At 37.3% G+C, this 16,871-nt stretch carries 25 protein-coding genes; 21 read left to right on the top strand and 4 right to left on the bottom strand.

What is annotated here, in order from left to right; translation table 11 throughout:
* Positions 1-25: 25 nt before the first annotated feature.
* The 5 genes from KEM10_RS19235 to KEM10_RS19215 all read left to right on the top strand — a co-directional run bounded on the left by KEM10_RS19235 (position 26) and on the right by KEM10_RS19215 (position 6,571).
* Positions 26-3,037: a glycoside hydrolase family 2 protein gene (locus tag KEM10_RS19235; protein ID WP_212218250.1), complete on the top strand. Its 3,012-nt coding sequence runs from the start codon at positions 26-28 to the stop codon at positions 3,035-3,037.
* A 406-nt stretch (positions 3,038-3,443) separates the two neighbouring features.
* Positions 3,444-4,019: a Crp/Fnr family transcriptional regulator gene (locus KEM10_RS19230; RefSeq protein ID WP_212218246.1), complete on the top strand. Its 576-nt coding sequence runs from the start codon at positions 3,444-3,446 to the stop codon at positions 4,017-4,019.
* Between the two features lie 194 nt (positions 4,020-4,213).
* Positions 4,214-4,819 carry an FMN-dependent NADH-azoreductase gene (locus KEM10_RS19225; RefSeq protein ID WP_212218243.1) on the top strand — a complete coding sequence of 202 codons (606 nt, stop codon included), beginning with the start codon at positions 4,214-4,216 and terminating at the stop codon, positions 4,817-4,819.
* Between the two features lie 176 nt (positions 4,820-4,995).
* Positions 4,996-5,667, top strand: coding sequence for a hypothetical protein (locus tag KEM10_RS19220; protein ID WP_212218240.1), 672 nt, complete (start codon positions 4,996-4,998; stop codon positions 5,665-5,667).
* A 148-nt stretch (positions 5,668-5,815) separates the two neighbouring features.
* On the top strand, positions 5,816-6,571 hold the full coding sequence (locus KEM10_RS19215) for an MFS transporter (protein WP_212218237.1): 756 nt from the start codon (positions 5,816-5,818) through the stop codon (positions 6,569-6,571).
* A 100-nt stretch (positions 6,572-6,671) separates the two neighbouring features.
* Here the strand turns inward: KEM10_RS19215 and KEM10_RS19210 are convergent, their stop codons facing one another.
* On the bottom strand, positions 6,672-7,397 hold the full coding sequence (locus KEM10_RS19210; RefSeq protein ID WP_212218234.1) for a S24 family peptidase: 726 nt from the start codon (positions 7,395-7,397) through the stop codon (positions 6,672-6,674).
* Positions 7,398-7,452: 55 nt separating this feature from the next.
* Between KEM10_RS19210 and KEM10_RS19205 the strand changes: the two genes are divergently transcribed.
* From KEM10_RS19205 to KEM10_RS19130, 16 genes are all read left to right on the top strand, one after another.
* Entirely contained in the window at positions 7,453-7,674 is a 222-nt protein-coding gene (locus KEM10_RS19205; protein ID WP_212218231.1) for a hypothetical protein, read from the top strand.
* Positions 7,675-7,690: 16 nt separating this feature from the next.
* Positions 7,691-9,745: an integrase catalytic domain-containing protein gene (locus KEM10_RS19200; RefSeq protein ID WP_212218228.1), complete on the top strand. Its 2,055-nt coding sequence runs from the start codon at positions 7,691-7,693 to the stop codon at positions 9,743-9,745.
* A 33-nt stretch (positions 9,746-9,778) separates the two neighbouring features.
* Entirely contained in the window at positions 9,779-10,042 is a 264-nt protein-coding gene (locus tag KEM10_RS19195; protein WP_212218225.1) for a hypothetical protein, read from the top strand.
* Between the two features lie 109 nt (positions 10,043-10,151).
* Entirely contained in the window at positions 10,152-11,087 is a 936-nt protein-coding gene (locus KEM10_RS19190) for an ATP-binding protein (RefSeq protein WP_212218222.1), read from the top strand.
* On the top strand, positions 11,084-11,287 hold the full coding sequence (locus tag KEM10_RS19185) for a hypothetical protein (protein WP_212218219.1): 204 nt from the start codon (positions 11,084-11,086) through the stop codon (positions 11,285-11,287). Before KEM10_RS19190 ends, KEM10_RS19185 begins: the two co-directional genes overlap by 4 nt.
* Before the next feature lie 207 nt (positions 11,288-11,494).
* Positions 11,495-12,151, top strand: coding sequence for a DUF3164 family protein (locus KEM10_RS19180; protein ID WP_212218216.1), 657 nt, complete (start codon positions 11,495-11,497; stop codon positions 12,149-12,151).
* A gap of 83 nt (positions 12,152-12,234) precedes the next feature.
* The gene (locus tag KEM10_RS19175) at positions 12,235-12,414 is read left to right on the top strand and encodes a hypothetical protein (RefSeq protein WP_212218213.1); all 180 of its coding nucleotides are present in this window, start codon (positions 12,235-12,237) and stop codon (positions 12,412-12,414) included.
* Between the two features lie 74 nt (positions 12,415-12,488).
* Positions 12,489-12,962 (top strand): hypothetical protein, encoded by a 474-nt coding sequence (locus KEM10_RS19170; protein ID WP_212218210.1) that lies wholly within the window; start codon positions 12,489-12,491, stop codon positions 12,960-12,962.
* A gap of 15 nt (positions 12,963-12,977) precedes the next feature.
* Positions 12,978-13,139, top strand: a complete 162-nt coding sequence (locus KEM10_RS19165; protein ID WP_212218207.1) for a hypothetical protein — start codon at positions 12,978-12,980, stop codon at positions 13,137-13,139.
* Entirely contained in the window at positions 13,132-13,632 is a 501-nt protein-coding gene (locus KEM10_RS19160; RefSeq protein WP_212218204.1) for a hypothetical protein, read from the top strand. The genes KEM10_RS19165 and KEM10_RS19160 overlap by 8 nt, the downstream gene beginning before the upstream one ends.
* A 4-nt stretch (positions 13,633-13,636) precedes the next feature.
* Complete coding sequence (locus tag KEM10_RS19155; RefSeq protein ID WP_212218201.1) at positions 13,637-13,855, top strand: hypothetical protein; 219 nt, start codon at positions 13,637-13,639, stop codon at positions 13,853-13,855.
* A 2-nt stretch (positions 13,856-13,857) separates the two neighbouring features.
* On the top strand, positions 13,858-14,100 hold the full coding sequence (locus KEM10_RS19150; protein WP_212218198.1) for a hypothetical protein: 243 nt from the start codon (positions 13,858-13,860) through the stop codon (positions 14,098-14,100).
* A 6-nt stretch (positions 14,101-14,106) separates the two neighbouring features.
* Positions 14,107-14,316 (top strand): hypothetical protein, encoded by a 210-nt coding sequence (locus KEM10_RS19145; RefSeq protein WP_212218195.1) that lies wholly within the window; start codon positions 14,107-14,109, stop codon positions 14,314-14,316.
* 35 nt (positions 14,317-14,351) lie between these two features.
* Positions 14,352-14,942 (top strand): AAA family ATPase, encoded by a 591-nt coding sequence (locus KEM10_RS19140; protein WP_212218192.1) that lies wholly within the window; start codon positions 14,352-14,354, stop codon positions 14,940-14,942.
* Between the two features lie 82 nt (positions 14,943-15,024).
* The gene (locus KEM10_RS19135; protein WP_212218189.1) at positions 15,025-15,513 is read left to right on the top strand and encodes a hypothetical protein; all 489 of its coding nucleotides are present in this window, start codon (positions 15,025-15,027) and stop codon (positions 15,511-15,513) included.
* Between the two features lie 38 nt (positions 15,514-15,551).
* Positions 15,552-15,905 carry a hypothetical protein gene (locus KEM10_RS19130; RefSeq protein ID WP_212218186.1) on the top strand — a complete coding sequence of 118 codons (354 nt, stop codon included), beginning with the start codon at positions 15,552-15,554 and terminating at the stop codon, positions 15,903-15,905.
* Between the two features lie 13 nt (positions 15,906-15,918).
* On the opposite strand, the gene KEM10_RS19125 is transcribed toward KEM10_RS19130, so the two are convergent.
* The 3 genes from KEM10_RS19125 to KEM10_RS19115 form a co-directional block, all read right to left on the bottom strand.
* Positions 15,919-16,098 carry a hypothetical protein gene (locus KEM10_RS19125; RefSeq protein ID WP_212218183.1) on the bottom strand — a complete coding sequence of 60 codons (180 nt, stop codon included), beginning with the start codon at positions 16,096-16,098 and terminating at the stop codon, positions 15,919-15,921.
* 101 nt (positions 16,099-16,199) lie between these two features.
* The gene (locus tag KEM10_RS19120) at positions 16,200-16,388 is read right to left on the bottom strand and encodes a hypothetical protein (RefSeq protein WP_212218180.1); all 189 of its coding nucleotides are present in this window, start codon (positions 16,386-16,388) and stop codon (positions 16,200-16,202) included.
* Positions 16,389-16,532: 144 nt separating this feature from the next.
* The coding region (locus KEM10_RS19115) for a hypothetical protein (RefSeq protein WP_212218177.1) at positions 16,533-16,871 on the bottom strand (339 nt) is incomplete at its 5' end.

Raw genomic sequence — 16,871 nt, 5'->3', positions numbered from 1 at the left:
TACATTCAAAAAAGAAGATTAAACAATGAAATATCTTATTCTACTGGCTTTAATTGCTGTGGGATGTGTAACCACTTCAGGCAAATCAAACCATCAAAAAAGGAACAGGATAAAGTACAATTTTAACTCGCAATGGCTTATTAATGTTGGAGATGTTGAAGATGGCCAATTAGCAGATTTAACAGATGAAAATTGGAAGCAGGTAACGTTGCCATATGCATGGAATCAGGAAGAGGCTTATAAAAATTCTATTCATGATTTAACAACAGGAATTGCATGGTATCGCAAACACTTTCAAATGCCAAAATCAGCCAAAGGTAAAAAGGTTTTTATCGAATTTGAAGGGGTAAGGCAAGGGGCCGATTTCTATATAAACGGTCATTATCTTGGATATCATGAGAATGGTGTAATGGCTGTTGGTTTTGACATTACCGATTACCTGAATTATGGTAAGAAAGAAAATGTTTTTGCAGTTAAAACCGATAACGATTGGAAATATAAAGAAAGAGAATCGGGTAGCCATTTTCAATGGAATAACGATAATTTCAATGCTAATTACGGGGGAATACCTAAAAATGTATATCTGCATTTAGTGTCTGATGTATATCAAACATTGCCATTGTATTCCAACTTAGAAACAACCGGAACCTATATTTATGCTTCCAATATCGATATTGATGCTCAGTCAATTAACCTGAATGCTGAGGCTGAGGTTAAAAATGCTTCTGGTAAAGATCAAATGGTTCAGTTAAAAGTGGATTTGTATGAACTGGATGGTACTTTATTGAGTAGTTTTTTAGGTGAAAGTGCCCCCTTGGTAAAAGGCCAACAAACCGTTTTAAAGGCATCCAATGATGTTAATAATATCCATTTTTGGAGCTGGGGATATGGTTATTTGTACGATGTGAAAACTACGGTGCTTATAGATGGTAAGAGTGTTGATGAGTTATTTACGCGTACCGGATTCAGAAAAACAGCTTTTAAGAACGGATTGTTTTACCTGAATGATCGTGTTTTGATGGTGAAAGGATATGCGCAACGAACCAGTAATGAGTGGCCTGCCATTGGTATGTCATGTCCTCCATGGATGAGTGATTACACCAACCGTATGATGGTGGAAAGTAATGGTAATACGGTACGTTGGATGCATGTTACTCCTTGGAAGCAGGATATTGAGAGCTGCGACAGAGTGGGATTGATTCAGGCGATGCCTGCAGGTGATGCCGAAAAAGATGTGAATGGTAGACGTTGGGAGCAACGGGTTGAATTAATGAGAGATGCCATTATTTACAACCGTAATAACCCAAGTATAATCTTTTACGAAGGAGGTAACGAGTCAATCAGTGAAGAGCATATGGCTGACTTGAAAGAGGTAAGAGATCAGTACGATCCGCATGGAGGCAGAGCTATTGGTTCAAGAGAGATGTTAGATAGCAAGGTAGCGGAGTATGGTGGCGAAATGTTATACATCAATAAAAGTGCTCATATACCCATGTGGGCAATGGAATATTCGCGCGATGAAGGTTTAAGAAAATACTGGGATAATTATTCGTATCCATACCATAAAGACGGAGAGGGAGGTACTCATGGTCAGAATGTAAGTGGCAGTAAAATAAAAGATGCATCAGCCTATAATCACAATCAGGATACACATGCTATTGAAAACATCATTCGTTGGTATGAGTTTTGGGAAATGCGTCCGGGAACAGGAACGCGTGTAAGTTCAGGTGGCGTAAATATTATCTTTTCAGATACCAATACACATTTTAGGGGAGCTGAAAACTACCGTCGTAGTGGAGAGGTAGATGCAATGCGTATTACAAAAGACAATTTCTATGCTCATCAGGTCATGTGGGATGGTTGGGTTGAAACGGAGAACCATCGTACGCATATTGTTGGGCACTGGAACTACACTGATACCGTAAAGAAAGATATTTACGTGATCTCATCCGGCGATGAGGTGGAGTTATTTATCAATGGAAAATCAAAAGGTACAGGAGAGCAAGAATATCGTTTTTTGAATACGTTTAAAGATATTCAGTGGGAAGAAGGTGTTATTAAAGCTATTTCGTACGATAAAGAAGGTAAGATTTTAAGTGAAGATTTTATTGAGACTGTTGGTGAACCGGCAAAACTAAAGTTGAGTCTGATCGAAAATCCGGCCGGCACAAAAGCTGATGGAGCTGATATGGCTATGATTCAGGTTGAAGTAGTAGATGAAAAAGGCAGAAGGTGCCCGTTAGCCAATGACTTAGTTGCATTTGAATTATCAGGAGAAGGTCAGTGGCTGGGAGGCATTGCCAAAGGAAAAGATAACTACATTTTATCGCATGAGCTGCCAGTTGAATGTGGTATCAATCGCGCTTTAATCAGGTCTACAACAAAAGCCGGAAAGGTAAATGTAAAGGCTGCAGCTAAAGGTTTAGTTTCTGATGAAATAACATTTTCTACCCAACAGTTTGATGATAACGAAGGGCTGTCAGCTGAATTACCTTCTGATGGTTTGGATGTGTACCTTGAAAGAGGCCCCACACCTAAAGGAGTATCTTTTACAACTTCACGAATTACAGTGCCTATCGAAAGCGCTGTAGCGGGATACAATAATGAAAAGGCGGGCCAAAGTTACGATGATAATGAATTGTCGGAATGGAGAAATGACGGTACCATCGAAACGGGTTGGGTGAAATATAAGTTGGAACAAGATACCGAATTAGATGAGTGTTGTATTAAACTAACCGGATGGAGAAGACGTCAATATCCGATTGAAATATTGGTGAATGGTGAGCTGGCTTATACTGGTAAAACACCTCTGAGTTTGGGATATGTAAGATTACCTCTAAAAGGTTTAAAAGGCGATGAAGTAATTATCAAACTGATTGGAGCCAATACCGAGAATGATGCCTTCAGCCATATTACAGAGTTGGATCCGGCCAATAACAAAGGCGAGTTAGATATGTATCGTGATCCTAATGGAGCAAAAGTAAAAGGAGAATTACGAATTATTGAAGTAGAGTTCTCGCAATATGTAAATGATTAATCGTACTAATTGATTGTCTGTTATTACAGTGTAATGAATAGATCCTTTATTAGCACCTGTTAATTGGTGCCATAGCAAGTAGTTAAAAAAAATCTCATCTTTAATATTGAAGATGGGATTTTTTTGTTGTGATAACTTCAAACAATTTAGATTGTATTTCGCTAATTATTTAGTGCTTGCAAGAAAACAAAGTCTCTGATTAGAAAGCTTTATTTTTAAGGCTTGCGCAGGTGATAAATTGGAAGTTAACTTTCGTAAATGACCTATTTTGAAGCAAGCGTAACGAAAAAAATGTAGTTTTCTTGCTGAGACTATTTAGCATCTCAATATGTACCGGAAAGTCTTTTAAAAGTAACTGTAGAGTTTGAAGGAAGTGAAATTTTACAAATTGTATTATTTTAGAAACATGAATGAAGAAGTAGGTGATTTTTTAAAAGCTGTGAATAACCTTTCAGTATTGTCGGAACAAGCTACTAGTGAGTTGTTGGAATGTGTTCGCACAAAAAAATATATGAAAGGAGATGTTATACATGAAGAGGGGAAGCTATGTCGCAATCTGTTCTTTATAAAAACGGGACTGGCTAAACACTTCTATTATCATAAAGGCAGTCAATTCATATTTCGTTTCTTCGAAGAAGATCATTTTTTTATTGCCACAGACAGCTTTTTCAAAAACTTACCTGCTGATTACTCTACGTTGGCTCTTGAAGATTGCACCATCAATTATTTGTTATACGATGATTTTGAGCGTTTATGTAATAAGTATCATTCATTCGAAAGTTTTGCTCGTAAATTTGTTTCGGTCGTTGCTTCTACTGCTATCTCTAACCTAAAAGGCTTGCTATATCTGGATGCCACAGGAAGGTACAATAAGTTTTTGAAAGAGTACGGACATCTTCAGCAACGAATCAGCCTGGGGGATACAGCTGCTTTTTTAGGTATTTCTCAAGTATCATTAAGTCGGATCAGATCCAAAAAATAACTTTTTAACATTTGTAAAAGGATTTCCTTTGGGCCAACAATATATTTGTATTGAAGCTTTTATTAGTGAATTTATATTGTAAGTCTGTTGTTAGTCAATTTATTACCGATGGATTGTTTGGTGGTCAGTACCTTTATTGATACCGGACATTGATAGCAGATGAACTTGAAACGAATTATATAAAAAGGAAAAGAATGAGCAAAGTATTGTACATTAAAGCAAATGCTAAAGGGGAGGGAGAATCTCGGACATTTCAGATTGCAGATAGTTTTATCAAAGAATACAAACAACTAAATCCTCAGGATGAGGTGATAGAGTTGGATTTGTATGATTTAAATATACCTTTTTTACCAAAAGGAAAACTGAACGAAATGCATGAGGCTGTTATGCAAAAAGATAAGAATCATCCTGTTCTTAAATTTGCTTATCAGTTTGCTGAGGCAGATAAGTATGTTATTGCAGAGCCAATTTGGAATTTAGGATTGCCAGCTATCTTAAAAGCCTATATCGATTGTGTTGCTATCTCGGGAATCACATTTACATACACCGAGAATGGTCCTGTTGGGTTGTGTCACAACAAAAAGGCGATTAATATCATAACACGTGGAGGTGATTATTCTGCTGAGCCAATGGAATCGTTAGAAATGGCAGATAAATATTTGCGCAATATATTCGGTTTTATGGGAATTACCGATTTTACTACTATAGCAACAGATCGTTTAGATATTGTAACTGAAGATACTACTGCCTTGTTGAATGACTCATTTGAAAGAGCAAAAACTGCGGCTCCTTCTTTCTAAGAGAATTATTACTCTGACATAATAATTTTTTATTGTAGGCTTACCTGATTCTTTCAGGATCATTATTATTTATCACTATCGGAGGGTGTTACATCCTCCGGTAGATGATGAACTGACCTTCTATTACCCTAATTTTAAAATTTACATTAACAGTTTAACGAATAAAAAGTATGAAAATGAAAAGATACTATATGTGGATGCTATTATTAGCAATAGTTGTGTTGGGTTCAAATGAAGCAGTAGCTCAACAACCGGAAGTAAAACCAACTGCACCCATTCCTTTGGAAGTATTTTTAGGTGGTGAAGGATTTACCTCTCAGTTAGTACTTGACCGTAAGTTCGGACCCGATAGTAAATTAGGTTTCTTTGGATTAACCTATATCAATGCAAACTACGAAAATGATGGTGAGTTTCAGGAATCGGTTAACTTATCAATGTTAAAATACGATGTATTAAAAGGGGTTAGTGTACTGGCCGGTTCAATGTACAATTCACATTGGGGATTCCGTCCTTTTGCAGGAGCTCAGTATGCTTATCATACCAGAACTTTTATGGGAATGTTAACATCTGGTTTCCACCTAACAGCAACTAAAAACTTCGAAACCATTGCTATGCTTGAATACCGTCCGGTAATTAAAGGTGATTGGTCTTTGTATTCACGTGTACAGGGAATGTATAGTCATATTACAACAACCAGCAGTAATCATCACGACCGTAGCCATGTATACGGAAGATTAGGAGTTAGCTTTAAGAACTATTCGTTTGGAGCTGCCTACAATTATGATTGCTATAGCCCAATGAAAATTACCAATAACGAGTTTGGTATTTTTATAGGTGTTTTAATGTAGTAGACAGTGTTATTCAAATAGGGTTGTTTATTCATAAACATCTTTTTTAATTCCCAAAATCGACTATTACTTCGATGTATATCGAACTACTCCCATCAAAATGAACAAATTAAATAATAGTTGAAAAGTGGTTTATTATTTATTACGAATGAGTTATATAATCAGAAATAAAAAGGTACTGGAAACAACATTGTTGTTAGCCAGTATGCTTACCATTTTAGCCAACGCTATTATTGCACCGGCTTTACCATTAATAAGTTTCGAATTTAATCAGGTTGAGCGCATTGAGTTATTAACTAAAATGATGCTTACATTACCAGCCTTAACCATTGCTGTATCAGCGCCTGTTATCGGACGATTTCTGAATAAAGTTGGAAGGGTTAAGATGCTATTCGGATCGTTATTGATTTATTTAATTGCCGGAACATCGGGATATTGGTTAAACAACTTGTATAGTATTTTAATTGGGAGGTTTGTTTTTGGAATTGGAGTGGCTGGTATTATGACCGTTTCAACAACCCTTATTGGTGATTATTTTACCGGTGCCAAACGCGAACGTTTCATGGGCTTACAGGGTGCTTTTGTGGCTCTGGGCGGACTTATTTTTATAACGGCTGCCGGTTATCTGACTGATATTAGCTGGAAACTAACATTCCTGGTATATGCCTTTTCAATAGTTGTGATTGTATTGGTGCCTTTTACTCTATATGAACCGGAAACTGAAGATGCAAATGTAAACGTAAATGCAGCTGCTAATACATCCGTATCTGCTATTATTTGGTTAGTGTATTTATCTGCTTTTATTACTACTGTTAGTTTTTATGTTATTCCAACACAATATATTTGGCAAAACGAATCCTGTAAATTTAAGAAAACGAATCCTGTAAATTTGCAAAAATGTTAAACTTGCAAAAATCCTAGGAATTGGCATACATTTGATGGATGTTGGGTAAATCTTGACTTTAAAGTATGGGGGTATGTAGATACAAAAGACGGATCTGGTATTATTCCAGGCGGATCACACCTACTACAATGGCTACTCCTGTTATCTCTTTCTCTGGTATATCAAAAGGCTCATAATCCTGGTTGTCTGAAACAGCAAGCAAACAGTCCTTCATTTCACTTTTCTTGAGCCGCTTTATCAATATGCCTTGTTCTCTTGTCGCTATTACATGAACCTTATTCCATTGAATAAAGTTACTTTCCCGAATAATACGACAAGCCACTACATCACCACTATTGTACTTTGGATACATACTGGATCCACATACCTCGATCATAAAATCAACCTTTCTATTCTTGAATTTTGGAATGACATAATAGTCTTTCACATCTTGCTTCGCAATCGAAAACTCTCCATTTCCAAAGCCGGCAGACGCTAACTTTTCGATCCATGGAACGCCTTCTATCAATGGAACACCATTTTCAAGCTTCTTTGCCTCATAATAAGTGGACATGGGTTCTTCTACCGTGTCATTACTTTCTTTTAACATTTTCCCATTTCCAGAAAGAAGCCACTCTGCACTAAGATTTTTATAAAAGTCTAATATATTAGATATTTTATCTGATCCAACAGCTCTGTCGATGTCTTTTGGATCAAACATTCCTTTCTTTATGCCTGTAGACTCCATAAAAACAGAGCGTCCACCACCTGCATTATCAGCAAAGAATATTATGCGTTTTCTAATATTATCTAAGAAATTAGATTTTTCATCTTCATTCGCTTGCATAAGTCTAATATATTAGATTACTTTGTCGTGAGTTGTAATACAAACTTAAACAAAAATGAATAGTAAGCAAATTGTAAATCCAGAGGCCCGAAAATTGGGTAAACAGGTTACTGCCGCTGACAGGGTTCTTATTCAGAACAAGTTAAATGTTACCGAAAGCACCGTTAATGTGGTATTAACTGGCAAGCGAAGAGCAATGCGAGGCAAGTCATTACAAATTATCGAACTGGCTCGCAAAATTGCTGAGATCAATCTGGCAAAAGAAAATTTACTCTAACCGGCAAACCTCACACATGCCTATTTATCACAACAACATACTATCCGTAACGCGTAATGAGCTGGCTCAATGTGGCGTTTCATCCAGTTACGTTAGCCGTGCTTTAGCCGGACAACGTAAGGGAGAAGTATTTTGTTGGGAACATCACAAACAGGGTAAACAGGTTTACATCCACTATCATTCGTTAATGCCAAAGTACAAGGCCTTAATAAAGGCTGTGCTTTGCGAAAATCTTGAGCCGGAAATCTTCCTGAAGAAAAAGGAAGATGAGACAGCTAAAGCCATTGTAGAAAATATAACAGATCAGGTTACTGCATTAGTAACTTCAGATCCTGACGAAATTGAACAATTATCAGCTACCGGCCAGTACAATCCGCTCGAAGTTCACCAGTTGGCACGTGCTGCCGGTTGGTTACGTTTAATCAATGATTTCGATGTTAAAAAAGCCCGTAAGCTTGGTTTCGATAGTATTGTTGACTTTCGTACCGAAGTATTTAAACGCTGTTTAAACGAACAGACATCAGATCCTGCATTAATCAAGTTTAAAAAAGGAATAATAACTAGTCAACGTTGGTTGGTTGAAAATGCTGCTAAATCCTATAAAAAAGAAGGAATTAAAAGCTTAATACATGGTGGAGTTGGAAATGTGAACCGTGAAAAAACAGATACTCAAGTTCACGCTAAGTTGATTCAACTTGCATCCGAACCGGTTAAGTATTCCTGGGAAGATGTTTCCATGATGTATAACGATTGGGCTTTGGCTAATGACAAAGAGCAAATCACAACTTCAACTGTTAAACAGTATTTAAACACTCCAAAAGTTAAGAAAGTATGGTATTACGCACGTCATGGTAAGTTGGCCGCTGATAACGATATACAGCCGCTTATCAACCGCGACACACCTTCTTTCCCTGATGCTCTTTGGTCACTGGATGGAACTACCATGCAGTTGTATTACCGCGATGAGAACGGTAAGATCAAGAGCGACCTTTACGTGTATTTTGTTACCGATGCCAATAGTACGGCTATAGTTGGCTATTCAGTTGCATTCGCCGAAACAGCCGGTATGGTTGAAGATGCCATACGCGATGCGGTTATAAAACACGAATACAAGCCCTATCAAATGCAGTACGATAATTCATCGGCTAACGTGGCGGTGGCGGTTCGTAATCTCATGAGTAACATGAGCCGCGTTCATTTTCCTTGCGAACCTTACAAAGGTCGCTCAAAGTACGTTGAGAGCATTATCGGTCACTTCCAACAACAAGTGTTACGCAAACAGCCAAACTTTAAAGGGGGTAACATCAACGTTAAGAGTCTTAACTCAAAGGCTAATCCTGAGTTACTGGCACAATTCAAAAAGAATCCGGAAGCATTACCCGATCGCTACGGTGTTATTGAGCTATTCTCTCAAATGGTTAACGAATATAACCAACGTGGCGAAAAACGTGATAAATACGGTCGCTTTGTGGGTGCCAGTAAAATTGAACGATACACTTCTATTCAACACGAAAAACGTAGTAAATTAAACTATTTCGACCGTATCAGCCTGTTTATGGTTGAGCAACGTCTTGAATACAAATACGGCGTTAACGGCATTGAAATAGAAGTCAATAGTAATAAACATCATTTTATAGTACCCGACTCCGACAATGTGGGAGACTTCATGTTTGCCAACGAGAACCTGGGCAATAAATTCAAGATCCGAATCGATAAGAATAACCCCGACATGATTGCTCTTTACAATGATAAAGGTGTATTCGTCGATTTTGCCTACAACAAAGAACGATACGCGGCTTGTGTGGCCGATATGAAAGAAGGCCAAAACGCTAAGCGTGTACTATTCAAACAAAAACAACAACAATGGGGTCAGGAGTATTCAATTCGTGAACTCGAAAAACAAATGATTACCCTGGGCGAAATGAAAGCAACCGGTACTGAAGGTTTCGGTTGGTGGGATTCATCCAAACTAAATACCAACGCTCGCGAATCGGTACTGGAGGATAATGCCAACGGCATAAGCGATGGACTTACAGAACGACAAAGAAAGATACTCAATATAGGAAAATAATGCCCTGGGCGGCTTTGTAAAACCCATACAATTATGAGTAAAGTAGGAAAAAGAGTCCTGTACAAATTTGGTCAAGATGATGAGAAATTCATCGAAGCATTAAGAACTACTGATGGTGGAGTTAATCCAGCAAAAGAAGGTGATCAGTACCCCGGTGTTATTACTGCCGATTGGAGCAATGGAGAACCTAATGGATGTGTCAACATTTCAGTGACCTTAGATGGTTGTGTTTTGCCAATGTGGAAAACATCTGTTATGGAAGGTACTGGGGTTAATCAGTACACATTAATTGACTAGATCAATTATCCAGGTGTGGATTGAAACCCTATCCTGGAACTAATAAAAAAGGGATGCCCGTCAACCACAACGAAACATCCCACAATCAATTAATAATTATTACAAAAATATGAAAGATTACACATTAGAACAAAAACAGCAATTACGCGATAAGATCATCGCATTGCAGGAAGCCTCAGGCTTATCCGGTAACAACTTTGCTGTTCAGCGTTTAGGCTTCTCAAATGGCTCTAAATTCAGCCATATACGCAACAACTGGGATAAACAGGGTATGGTTGGAGCCGATACCTGGGAAGTAATAGAAAAGTATGTTTCCAAAACAGAGGATTATGTTGGGGTTCCTACCGCCAATTTAAAGAAGGTTTGGGAAACATGCGAACGGGCTTACTCACTTAAAAAGCCTATGGCTGTTGTGGGTGATGGTGGTTTTGGCAAAACTTTCTCCCTTGAAAAGTACCAGGAATACAACGAACGAAATAAACGTTTCAAAGTGGTTTATTTTGATGCATCCATGGTAAAAACAAACAAACAGTTTATTGCCGGGTTAATGCAAGCTTTAGACTGTCACAAGCCCGGAACCATGGCCGCCCAATTAAGAGTAATGCGCGAGTTTGTGACTAAAAAAGACATCCTTATTACGGTTGATGAAGTCAGCAGCCTGGAGAGTCATAACATCACCATCATTAAAGATGTAATGACCGCTTTTAAAGACTTGGTGGGTATTGTATTTGCCGGCACACCTTACTTTATCAACAACTTAAATCGTGGAGCCATCCGCGACCGCCATTTGTTCAGCGAAACACGCGACCGCCTGTTTATGCTTCCCGAACAACTAAACAAACCAACCGACGAAGAAGCCCTGGCAATTTTCAAAGCCAATGGCATTACAACCAGCGAAGAGCTTGATATCGTTATGGGCCGATTGCCTGAGTTTAAAAGTCACTCATGGTTAGCTAAGCGAACTTTCAGAGGCATTAAAGACTGTATCGACATGATTAAAATGTCAAATATTCCATCTATTAACTACAACAATCTACAACTATGAAGAAAGCAGGACACATTTTAACCTATCCAGATGTATGCCGCAATTGCCGTGGCGAATGTTACTTAGCCGAAATTCATCCTAACACATTAAAGCCGGTTATATGCGATGTATGCAAAGGAAGTGGCATGGTAACAGTTAAAAAAGAGATCAGCATCACTATCACACCTAAAGCCCCAATGAATGAAGTCAGAAGAAACTAACACTCGGGAACTTGAACTTTGGAAACAAAGAGTGAATGAACTGGATTAATGGATCGATAATAACAGGCCATCTCATCCACAATTCGAACAAAAATTAAGAGACTTAAACAACGCCCGATACAAGCTTATACAGATAGCTGATCGCAATAAACCTATCACAAAAGAGTACGCAACAACTTATAGTTTACCAACATTTAAATAGTAATCATGGATATAGCAGAAAAAAAAGTAAGCGAACTAACCGCTGAAGAACTGGAGCAAATACTAGCTGATAAAAAGCAAAAGGAAGCTGAGAGCCGCATTAAAAAACGTGAAGCTTACGAGGGCATACGTGCCGACGTAGTTAAACGCATTGAGGACAAAGTACGAAAAGTAACAGAGGAGGTTTATGGTCTATTCACTTTCGTTAACGATGAAACAGATGCCTTTAAAAAAATCATGTCTGAATACGGGCAGCTGCTTCGAGAGGATCAGTTAAGCTTTCGTTTGGCTGAAAACAACTTCAAAATTGAAGTAAAAACGAACAAAGTTAAAGGCTTCGATGAGCGTGCCGATGTTGCCGCTTCGCGACTGATTGAGTTTCTGCAAAACTGGATAAGTAACCGCGATAAAGGAACTGATGACCCTATGTACCAATTGGCAATGACATTATTGGAACGTAATAAATACGGCGACCTTGACTATAAATCCATCTCAAAGCTTTACGACCTGGAGACGAAGTTCAATAACGATGAATACACCGACATTATGAGCCTTTTCAAAGAGTCGAATGTAGTTGAAACAACCGCTACTAACTTCTATTTCTTCGAAAAAACCAAGCAAGGAGTATGGAAAAAGCTGGAACCAAGTTTTAACCGATTATAGAAACAGACATGGCAGTTTATCTAATTAAAACAAAGATCCAGCCCAAAGCGGATGATGCCGAAATAAGATTCAAACCACTTGTTATGAGTGGGGTATTCGTTCCAAAAGGCATGAAGGCTATACAATCTAAAATTGAGGAACAATGCAAAGCATATTTGCTTAACAACCTTAAAAAGGAGCATCCCGAACTCACTTTCGACTTTGTAAGCTTCAAAGCTGAGCGCTACAACACAAGCTTCACAGTACAAGAAGACTCTATTTAATCCCCAATGGTTTCAGGGTGGTTCGATTCCGCCCGGGGAACATCGCTATAAAGCATTTAAATACTATTTAAACAATGAAAAAAACAAAGTGCTATGTGCTTATGGTTAGCCGAACATTTCCAATGGTTCATCCAAAAGCAGAACAAGAAACAGGCTTTGTAGAAGCCATAGAGAATGGTTCAAAGATTCATACCATAAGAGGCGATTTTGAAAAGTGGCTTGATATAGCTGATGAAGTAAACGATGGAAAATCTTATATAAGTCTTCGATACTGGAGCAAGTCACCATATAACAATAAACGCGATGGTTCGAAACAAGTTGAATTTAAACGGCTACATAAAATACATGTTCAACCTGTTTTTATGACCCGGCATTGGCTTTTTGAAGTCACGCTAAACAATCAATATATCTATCATCCTGAGATAGAAACTTTGGCTAAAAACGACGGCCTTTCTTATGATGATTTTGATAATTGGATGTTCCCTCCAAGATCGAAACATGATGAATTTAGCGGAGCAGTAATACACTTTACAGATTTTAAATATTAACCAATACAAATTACTATGGATTTATACGATTATCTGTCATTAGTAGCCCTAGCCGGTATGTTTTCCACTGGCATTTGGGGCGGTATTCGTGATTATAAACGCCGAAAGAAAGGAATTTACAACGAGTACAGACCACGGCATTATCAAAACTTTGATAAACGTTTAGAAAATGATTAACCAGGAAACTGTAAAACAAAAGCGGCAATACTTCCACCAGTTGTTACTGGCATTGGGCGAAGAACGTTACAAGGAAGTAATTGTAGAGGCTCATTTTGGAGTATGCAGCACCAAAGAGTTAAGCGAAAAACAGCTTGATATTCTTATTTCTGATGCTAAAAAACGCCTGGGCAATAACCAGCAACCTAAGCAGGATCCTGAATCATCAAAGATGCTGCGCATGTGGCGAAACAAATGCCTGTTGGTACTTAACGAGCGTGGCATCATAGCCTCACCTAAAGACTGGTCTGCCGTTAACCAGGAACTTTCAAAAAAACAGTTTCAATGGGTATTAAGTCCGGCACAACTGGCAAGCGGTATCACTAACCACAAAGGCCTGTATGCTTTTCGTAAAGTAGATGATTTAAAAAAGCTCTTTAAACAGCTTTGTTCCATCCGCGATAACGAACAGATCAAAGCCAAAGAATTAAAAGAGTTAGCACTTAAAAATTAATAATATGAGTAAAGAATTAATGATTAAAATGGGCAATCAGGTAAGAAACCAACTACCTAAAGGTTTCGGGTTTGCCTTGATTGTATTTCCTTCCTGTGGTCCAGGTACATCCAATTACATATCTAACGCACAGCGTACAGATATGATAAAAGCCTTGCGCGAGACAGCCGACAGAATCGAAAAGAATCAGGATTTTCAAACGCCATCAATAGGTAGTAATTAGCCATGAGTAAATACAGCGAAATAAGCGAACGTATTGGACATAAAGGCTATTGTGCCATACCTTCAATTGATATGGCTACCGATTTAAAAAAGGCAGTAATGCTCGATAATAGCTTTCATGCTTTTGAACTGGTTTTTAAAATCAACCGGTTTGCACCTCTACCAATCACTAAAGATGAAGTGGAAGCCATGCACATTATTTCACTGGCTTTTGGATCCGGTATCAGACAATTTTGTAAAAACTAATAGCAAATGAGTAGAATAGAATTAATAATTACATGCCCTAAATGCGAAGGAAGAGGCTTATTAAAGGCTACCTATTATAAAAGTTCAAAGGATGCTAAAATTATAGACTGCCCACATTGCAGCGGACAAGGAAGGTTAATTCAGGTTACAACCATCACTACAGAACCTCTTAACCAATCCCCAGCATCACTAAACACAATTTGTTTAGACGATTAGATCAACCACATTAATAAAACAATCAATTAATAATTATGAGAACATGGAGTCCTACCGATATTGCCGAAAGGAACATTGATGTTTACCCGTTTACCGACGAATGGAATAAGTTACTGGGTGAACCTGATATTCGTTTCTCAACGCTTATACGTGGTAAAGCCAAGAGTGGCAAAAGTACCTACTGCATGAAGTTTGCCCAGGAATGCAGTCAATGGGGGCGCGTTCTGTACATATCAGCAGAGGAACGCATCAATAGTAAAACACTACAGCAGCGCATCAGTACGTGCGGAGTAACCTCGCCAAAAGTGCGCTTTGCACATACCAAAGATTTAGATGATATTGATAAGCTGGTTAAGAATGGCGGCTATCGCTTTGTAATCATCGACAGCGTACAACACATTAAAATGGATTACGACAAGTTTGAAGCCATGCGCCAACGTTACAAACGTCGTAAGTTATCCTGGCATTTGGTTATGCAAATGGGTGTATCCATTGTTAAATGGGAGCATGAAGTTGACGTACTGGTAGAAGTAAAAGAAGGCTATGCCTATGCTCATGGTCGCTATGGTAAAGCCGATCGTATGCAGGTTCTGAACCAACCAAAAGTACAAGGGAGTCTTTTTTGACTACTGGCACATCCTCATAGATAAAGCCTATTGGATAATCCGATAGGCTTTTTAAATTTGTATAAACCATAATATTAAAATAATGAGAGCAGTAATTTTAATTGCATTGTTAAGCATTTGTTCATTTGCTTATACACAAACAAATTTCAAGTTTATAACTTCTGAAAAGTCAGATATTAGAACTATCTCTGATAGTATTGCTTTAAATGCAAAGCGTATTTATGAGTATAATAAAGAGGGTATATCTGATGACAATATAAATTATTACATCATTAGTTATAAAAACGTTAAAGATAGTCTTGATAAGATAAATGTATTTTTCAATATAAAAATGATTGGGGCTAATACAGCATTAGAAAAGAAAGGTGAACCTCAATATACTTTTTATGGAGTTGCTGGGCGCTTTTTAGATCTATATCCATTTTGGTTGAAATATATTAACCCTGAATCTAATGCAGAAGAAATAACCTTAAGAGGTAAAGCTTCACATAAAATAGATGACATTATATTTAAACTTTCAGAGGATAAAGGTATATGGAAGTTAAAGACGGTATTAGCTAGAAACAATTAATTTTACACTTAAAGTATTATAATTTAAACAGTATTTAAATGACTACTTCAGAAAATAAAAATGATTGGGATCAGCTTCTGATTAAATTAAATGACATAACTATTCCCGCTGAGTCTGATGAGTATTCAGAATTCATACCTCATAAAGGAATTACTAAAGAAGATGATATTCTAGTATTTGAACTAACACCTATTGAAATGAGTATGTTGAACCGTAATATTAATCTTAAATATGTTGAGCGTTCTTCATTTATTTGTGAATCATGTAAAGATGATTTGTATAGCTTCAAATTAGGAGACTTTGAGATGAAAATTCAACTACCTCCTGAGCTTGATGTTAAAGTTGGTAGGAATTATAAACTTGATTTTATACTAGAAGAAGCAGCTGATTAAGCTGCTTCTTTTATTAATCGACATCCAAGTCTTCAATTTCACTTAAGTCTCCACCTCTTCTTCTATACTCGCTCTTTGCATCTCTTTTTAGTGCAGATTTACTAGAATCAGGATTATCTGTACTAAATTCCATTTTTTTCACTTTCCCACCTTCCTTGAAGGTTGCAGTGTGGTTTTTCATTCTTTTATTCATAAATCAATAGTTTAAATTTGTAATATCATCAAAATACTAAGCTCAAAAATTAAAGTCCACAATAAAGCTATAAATAGTTATCAACAAGCTGTTAGTATATCTTACAGATTAATACTTTGAAAAGGGTTTAGTGTTATACATTCAAGAGGTTTGTTTTCCCTTAAAGCCGCTCGCTTTTTTGCTTCAGATCTAACTTCATCATTATTTGTATGCTTTGATGTTAAAAAATCAAACTTCATAGAATTATTATGCATACCATTTACTAAATAAGAAACAAGAATCTTTTTCATTTTATACAATTTTAATAATGTCTGAAAGTGATTACACAAAACATGAGCCATGTAACTATTTATGTCTTAATGTCATTTTGCTTATATAAGAAAAATAGCAATTGCTAAAAAACACTTGTCAGTAAACTGACAATATTTCAAATATCAAACCGTTATTGAATTATATTCTGAACTATAAATATTTCTGCTCACACTACTCACATATTTCGGCTTATAAAGCATGATATCAGTATATCCTGCATTGTGGTTTACTTTTACTGGCATATCGTATTGAATGGATCCGGCAAATGGGTTGTTTGCTTCCAGGTTCTTTTCAAGCCAATCGCATAGCTCAATGATGGATGATTTATCAGACGTAAAATAGATGTATGAGTTATCCTTTAAAACGTTCAATACATCTAAATAATCAGACAATCGCCAGTAGTTTTGATAGGTACCTACCTCAGTACTTAAGTAAGGTGGATCCACAAAGAATACCACACC

The organism is Carboxylicivirga linearis (assembly GCF_018271995.1).
GTDB lineage: Bacteria > Bacteroidota > Bacteroidia > Bacteroidales > Marinilabiliaceae > Carboxylicivirga > Carboxylicivirga linearis.
This window is presented reverse-complemented; position numbering and strand designations above follow the sequence as displayed.

Bases quoted from the DNA above. Each gene is read 5' to 3' on its own strand.
- KEM10_RS19215 (WP_212218237.1), top strand. From the start codon at position 5,816: ATGAGTTATATAATCAGAAATAAAAAGGTACTGGAAACAACATTGTTG.
- KEM10_RS19220 (WP_212218240.1), top strand. From the start codon at position 4,996: ATGAAAAGATACTATATGTGGATGCTATTATTAGCAATAGTTGTGTTG.
- KEM10_RS19180 (WP_212218216.1), top strand. From the start codon at position 11,495: ATGGATATAGCAGAAAAAAAAGTAAGCGAACTAACCGCTGAAGAACTG.
- KEM10_RS19170 (WP_212218210.1), top strand. From the start codon at position 12,489: ATGAAAAAAACAAAGTGCTATGTGCTTATGGTTAGCCGAACATTTCCA.
- KEM10_RS19195 (WP_212218225.1), top strand. From the start codon at position 9,779: ATGAGTAAAGTAGGAAAAAGAGTCCTGTACAAATTTGGTCAAGATGAT.
- KEM10_RS19155 (WP_212218201.1), top strand. From the start codon at position 13,637: ATGAGTAAAGAATTAATGATTAAAATGGGCAATCAGGTAAGAAACCAA.
- KEM10_RS19125 (WP_212218183.1), bottom strand. From the start codon at position 16,098: ATGAATAAAAGAATGAAAAACCACACTGCAACCTTCAAGGAAGGTGGG.
- KEM10_RS19185 (WP_212218219.1), top strand. From the start codon at position 11,084: ATGAAGAAAGCAGGACACATTTTAACCTATCCAGATGTATGCCGCAAT.
- KEM10_RS19190 (WP_212218222.1), top strand. From the start codon at position 10,152: ATGAAAGATTACACATTAGAACAAAAACAGCAATTACGCGATAAGATC.
- KEM10_RS19225 (WP_212218243.1), top strand. From the start codon at position 4,214: ATGAGCAAAGTATTGTACATTAAAGCAAATGCTAAAGGGGAGGGAGAA.
- KEM10_RS19205 (WP_212218231.1), top strand. From the start codon at position 7,453: ATGAATAGTAAGCAAATTGTAAATCCAGAGGCCCGAAAATTGGGTAAA.
- KEM10_RS19150 (WP_212218198.1), top strand. From the start codon at position 13,858: ATGAGTAAATACAGCGAAATAAGCGAACGTATTGGACATAAAGGCTAT.
- KEM10_RS19130 (WP_212218186.1), top strand. From the start codon at position 15,552: ATGACTACTTCAGAAAATAAAAATGATTGGGATCAGCTTCTGATTAAA.
- KEM10_RS19145 (WP_212218195.1), top strand. From the start codon at position 14,107: ATGAGTAGAATAGAATTAATAATTACATGCCCTAAATGCGAAGGAAGA.
- KEM10_RS19210 (WP_212218234.1), bottom strand. From the start codon at position 7,397: ATGCAAGCGAATGAAGATGAAAAATCTAATTTCTTAGATAATATTAGA.
- KEM10_RS19140 (WP_212218192.1), top strand. From the start codon at position 14,352: ATGAGAACATGGAGTCCTACCGATATTGCCGAAAGGAACATTGATGTT.
- KEM10_RS19120 (WP_212218180.1), bottom strand. From the start codon at position 16,388: ATGAAAAAGATTCTTGTTTCTTATTTAGTAAATGGTATGCATAATAAT.
- KEM10_RS19235 (WP_212218250.1), top strand. From the start codon at position 26: ATGAAATATCTTATTCTACTGGCTTTAATTGCTGTGGGATGTGTAACC.
- KEM10_RS19200 (WP_212218228.1), top strand. From the start codon at position 7,691: ATGCCTATTTATCACAACAACATACTATCCGTAACGCGTAATGAGCTG.
- KEM10_RS19165 (WP_212218207.1), top strand. From the start codon at position 12,978: ATGGATTTATACGATTATCTGTCATTAGTAGCCCTAGCCGGTATGTTT.
- KEM10_RS19160 (WP_212218204.1), top strand. From the start codon at position 13,132: ATGATTAACCAGGAAACTGTAAAACAAAAGCGGCAATACTTCCACCAG.
- KEM10_RS19175 (WP_212218213.1), top strand. From the start codon at position 12,235: ATGAGTGGGGTATTCGTTCCAAAAGGCATGAAGGCTATACAATCTAAA.
- KEM10_RS19135 (WP_212218189.1), top strand. From the start codon at position 15,025: ATGAGAGCAGTAATTTTAATTGCATTGTTAAGCATTTGTTCATTTGCT.
- KEM10_RS19230 (WP_212218246.1), top strand. From the start codon at position 3,444: ATGAATGAAGAAGTAGGTGATTTTTTAAAAGCTGTGAATAACCTTTCA.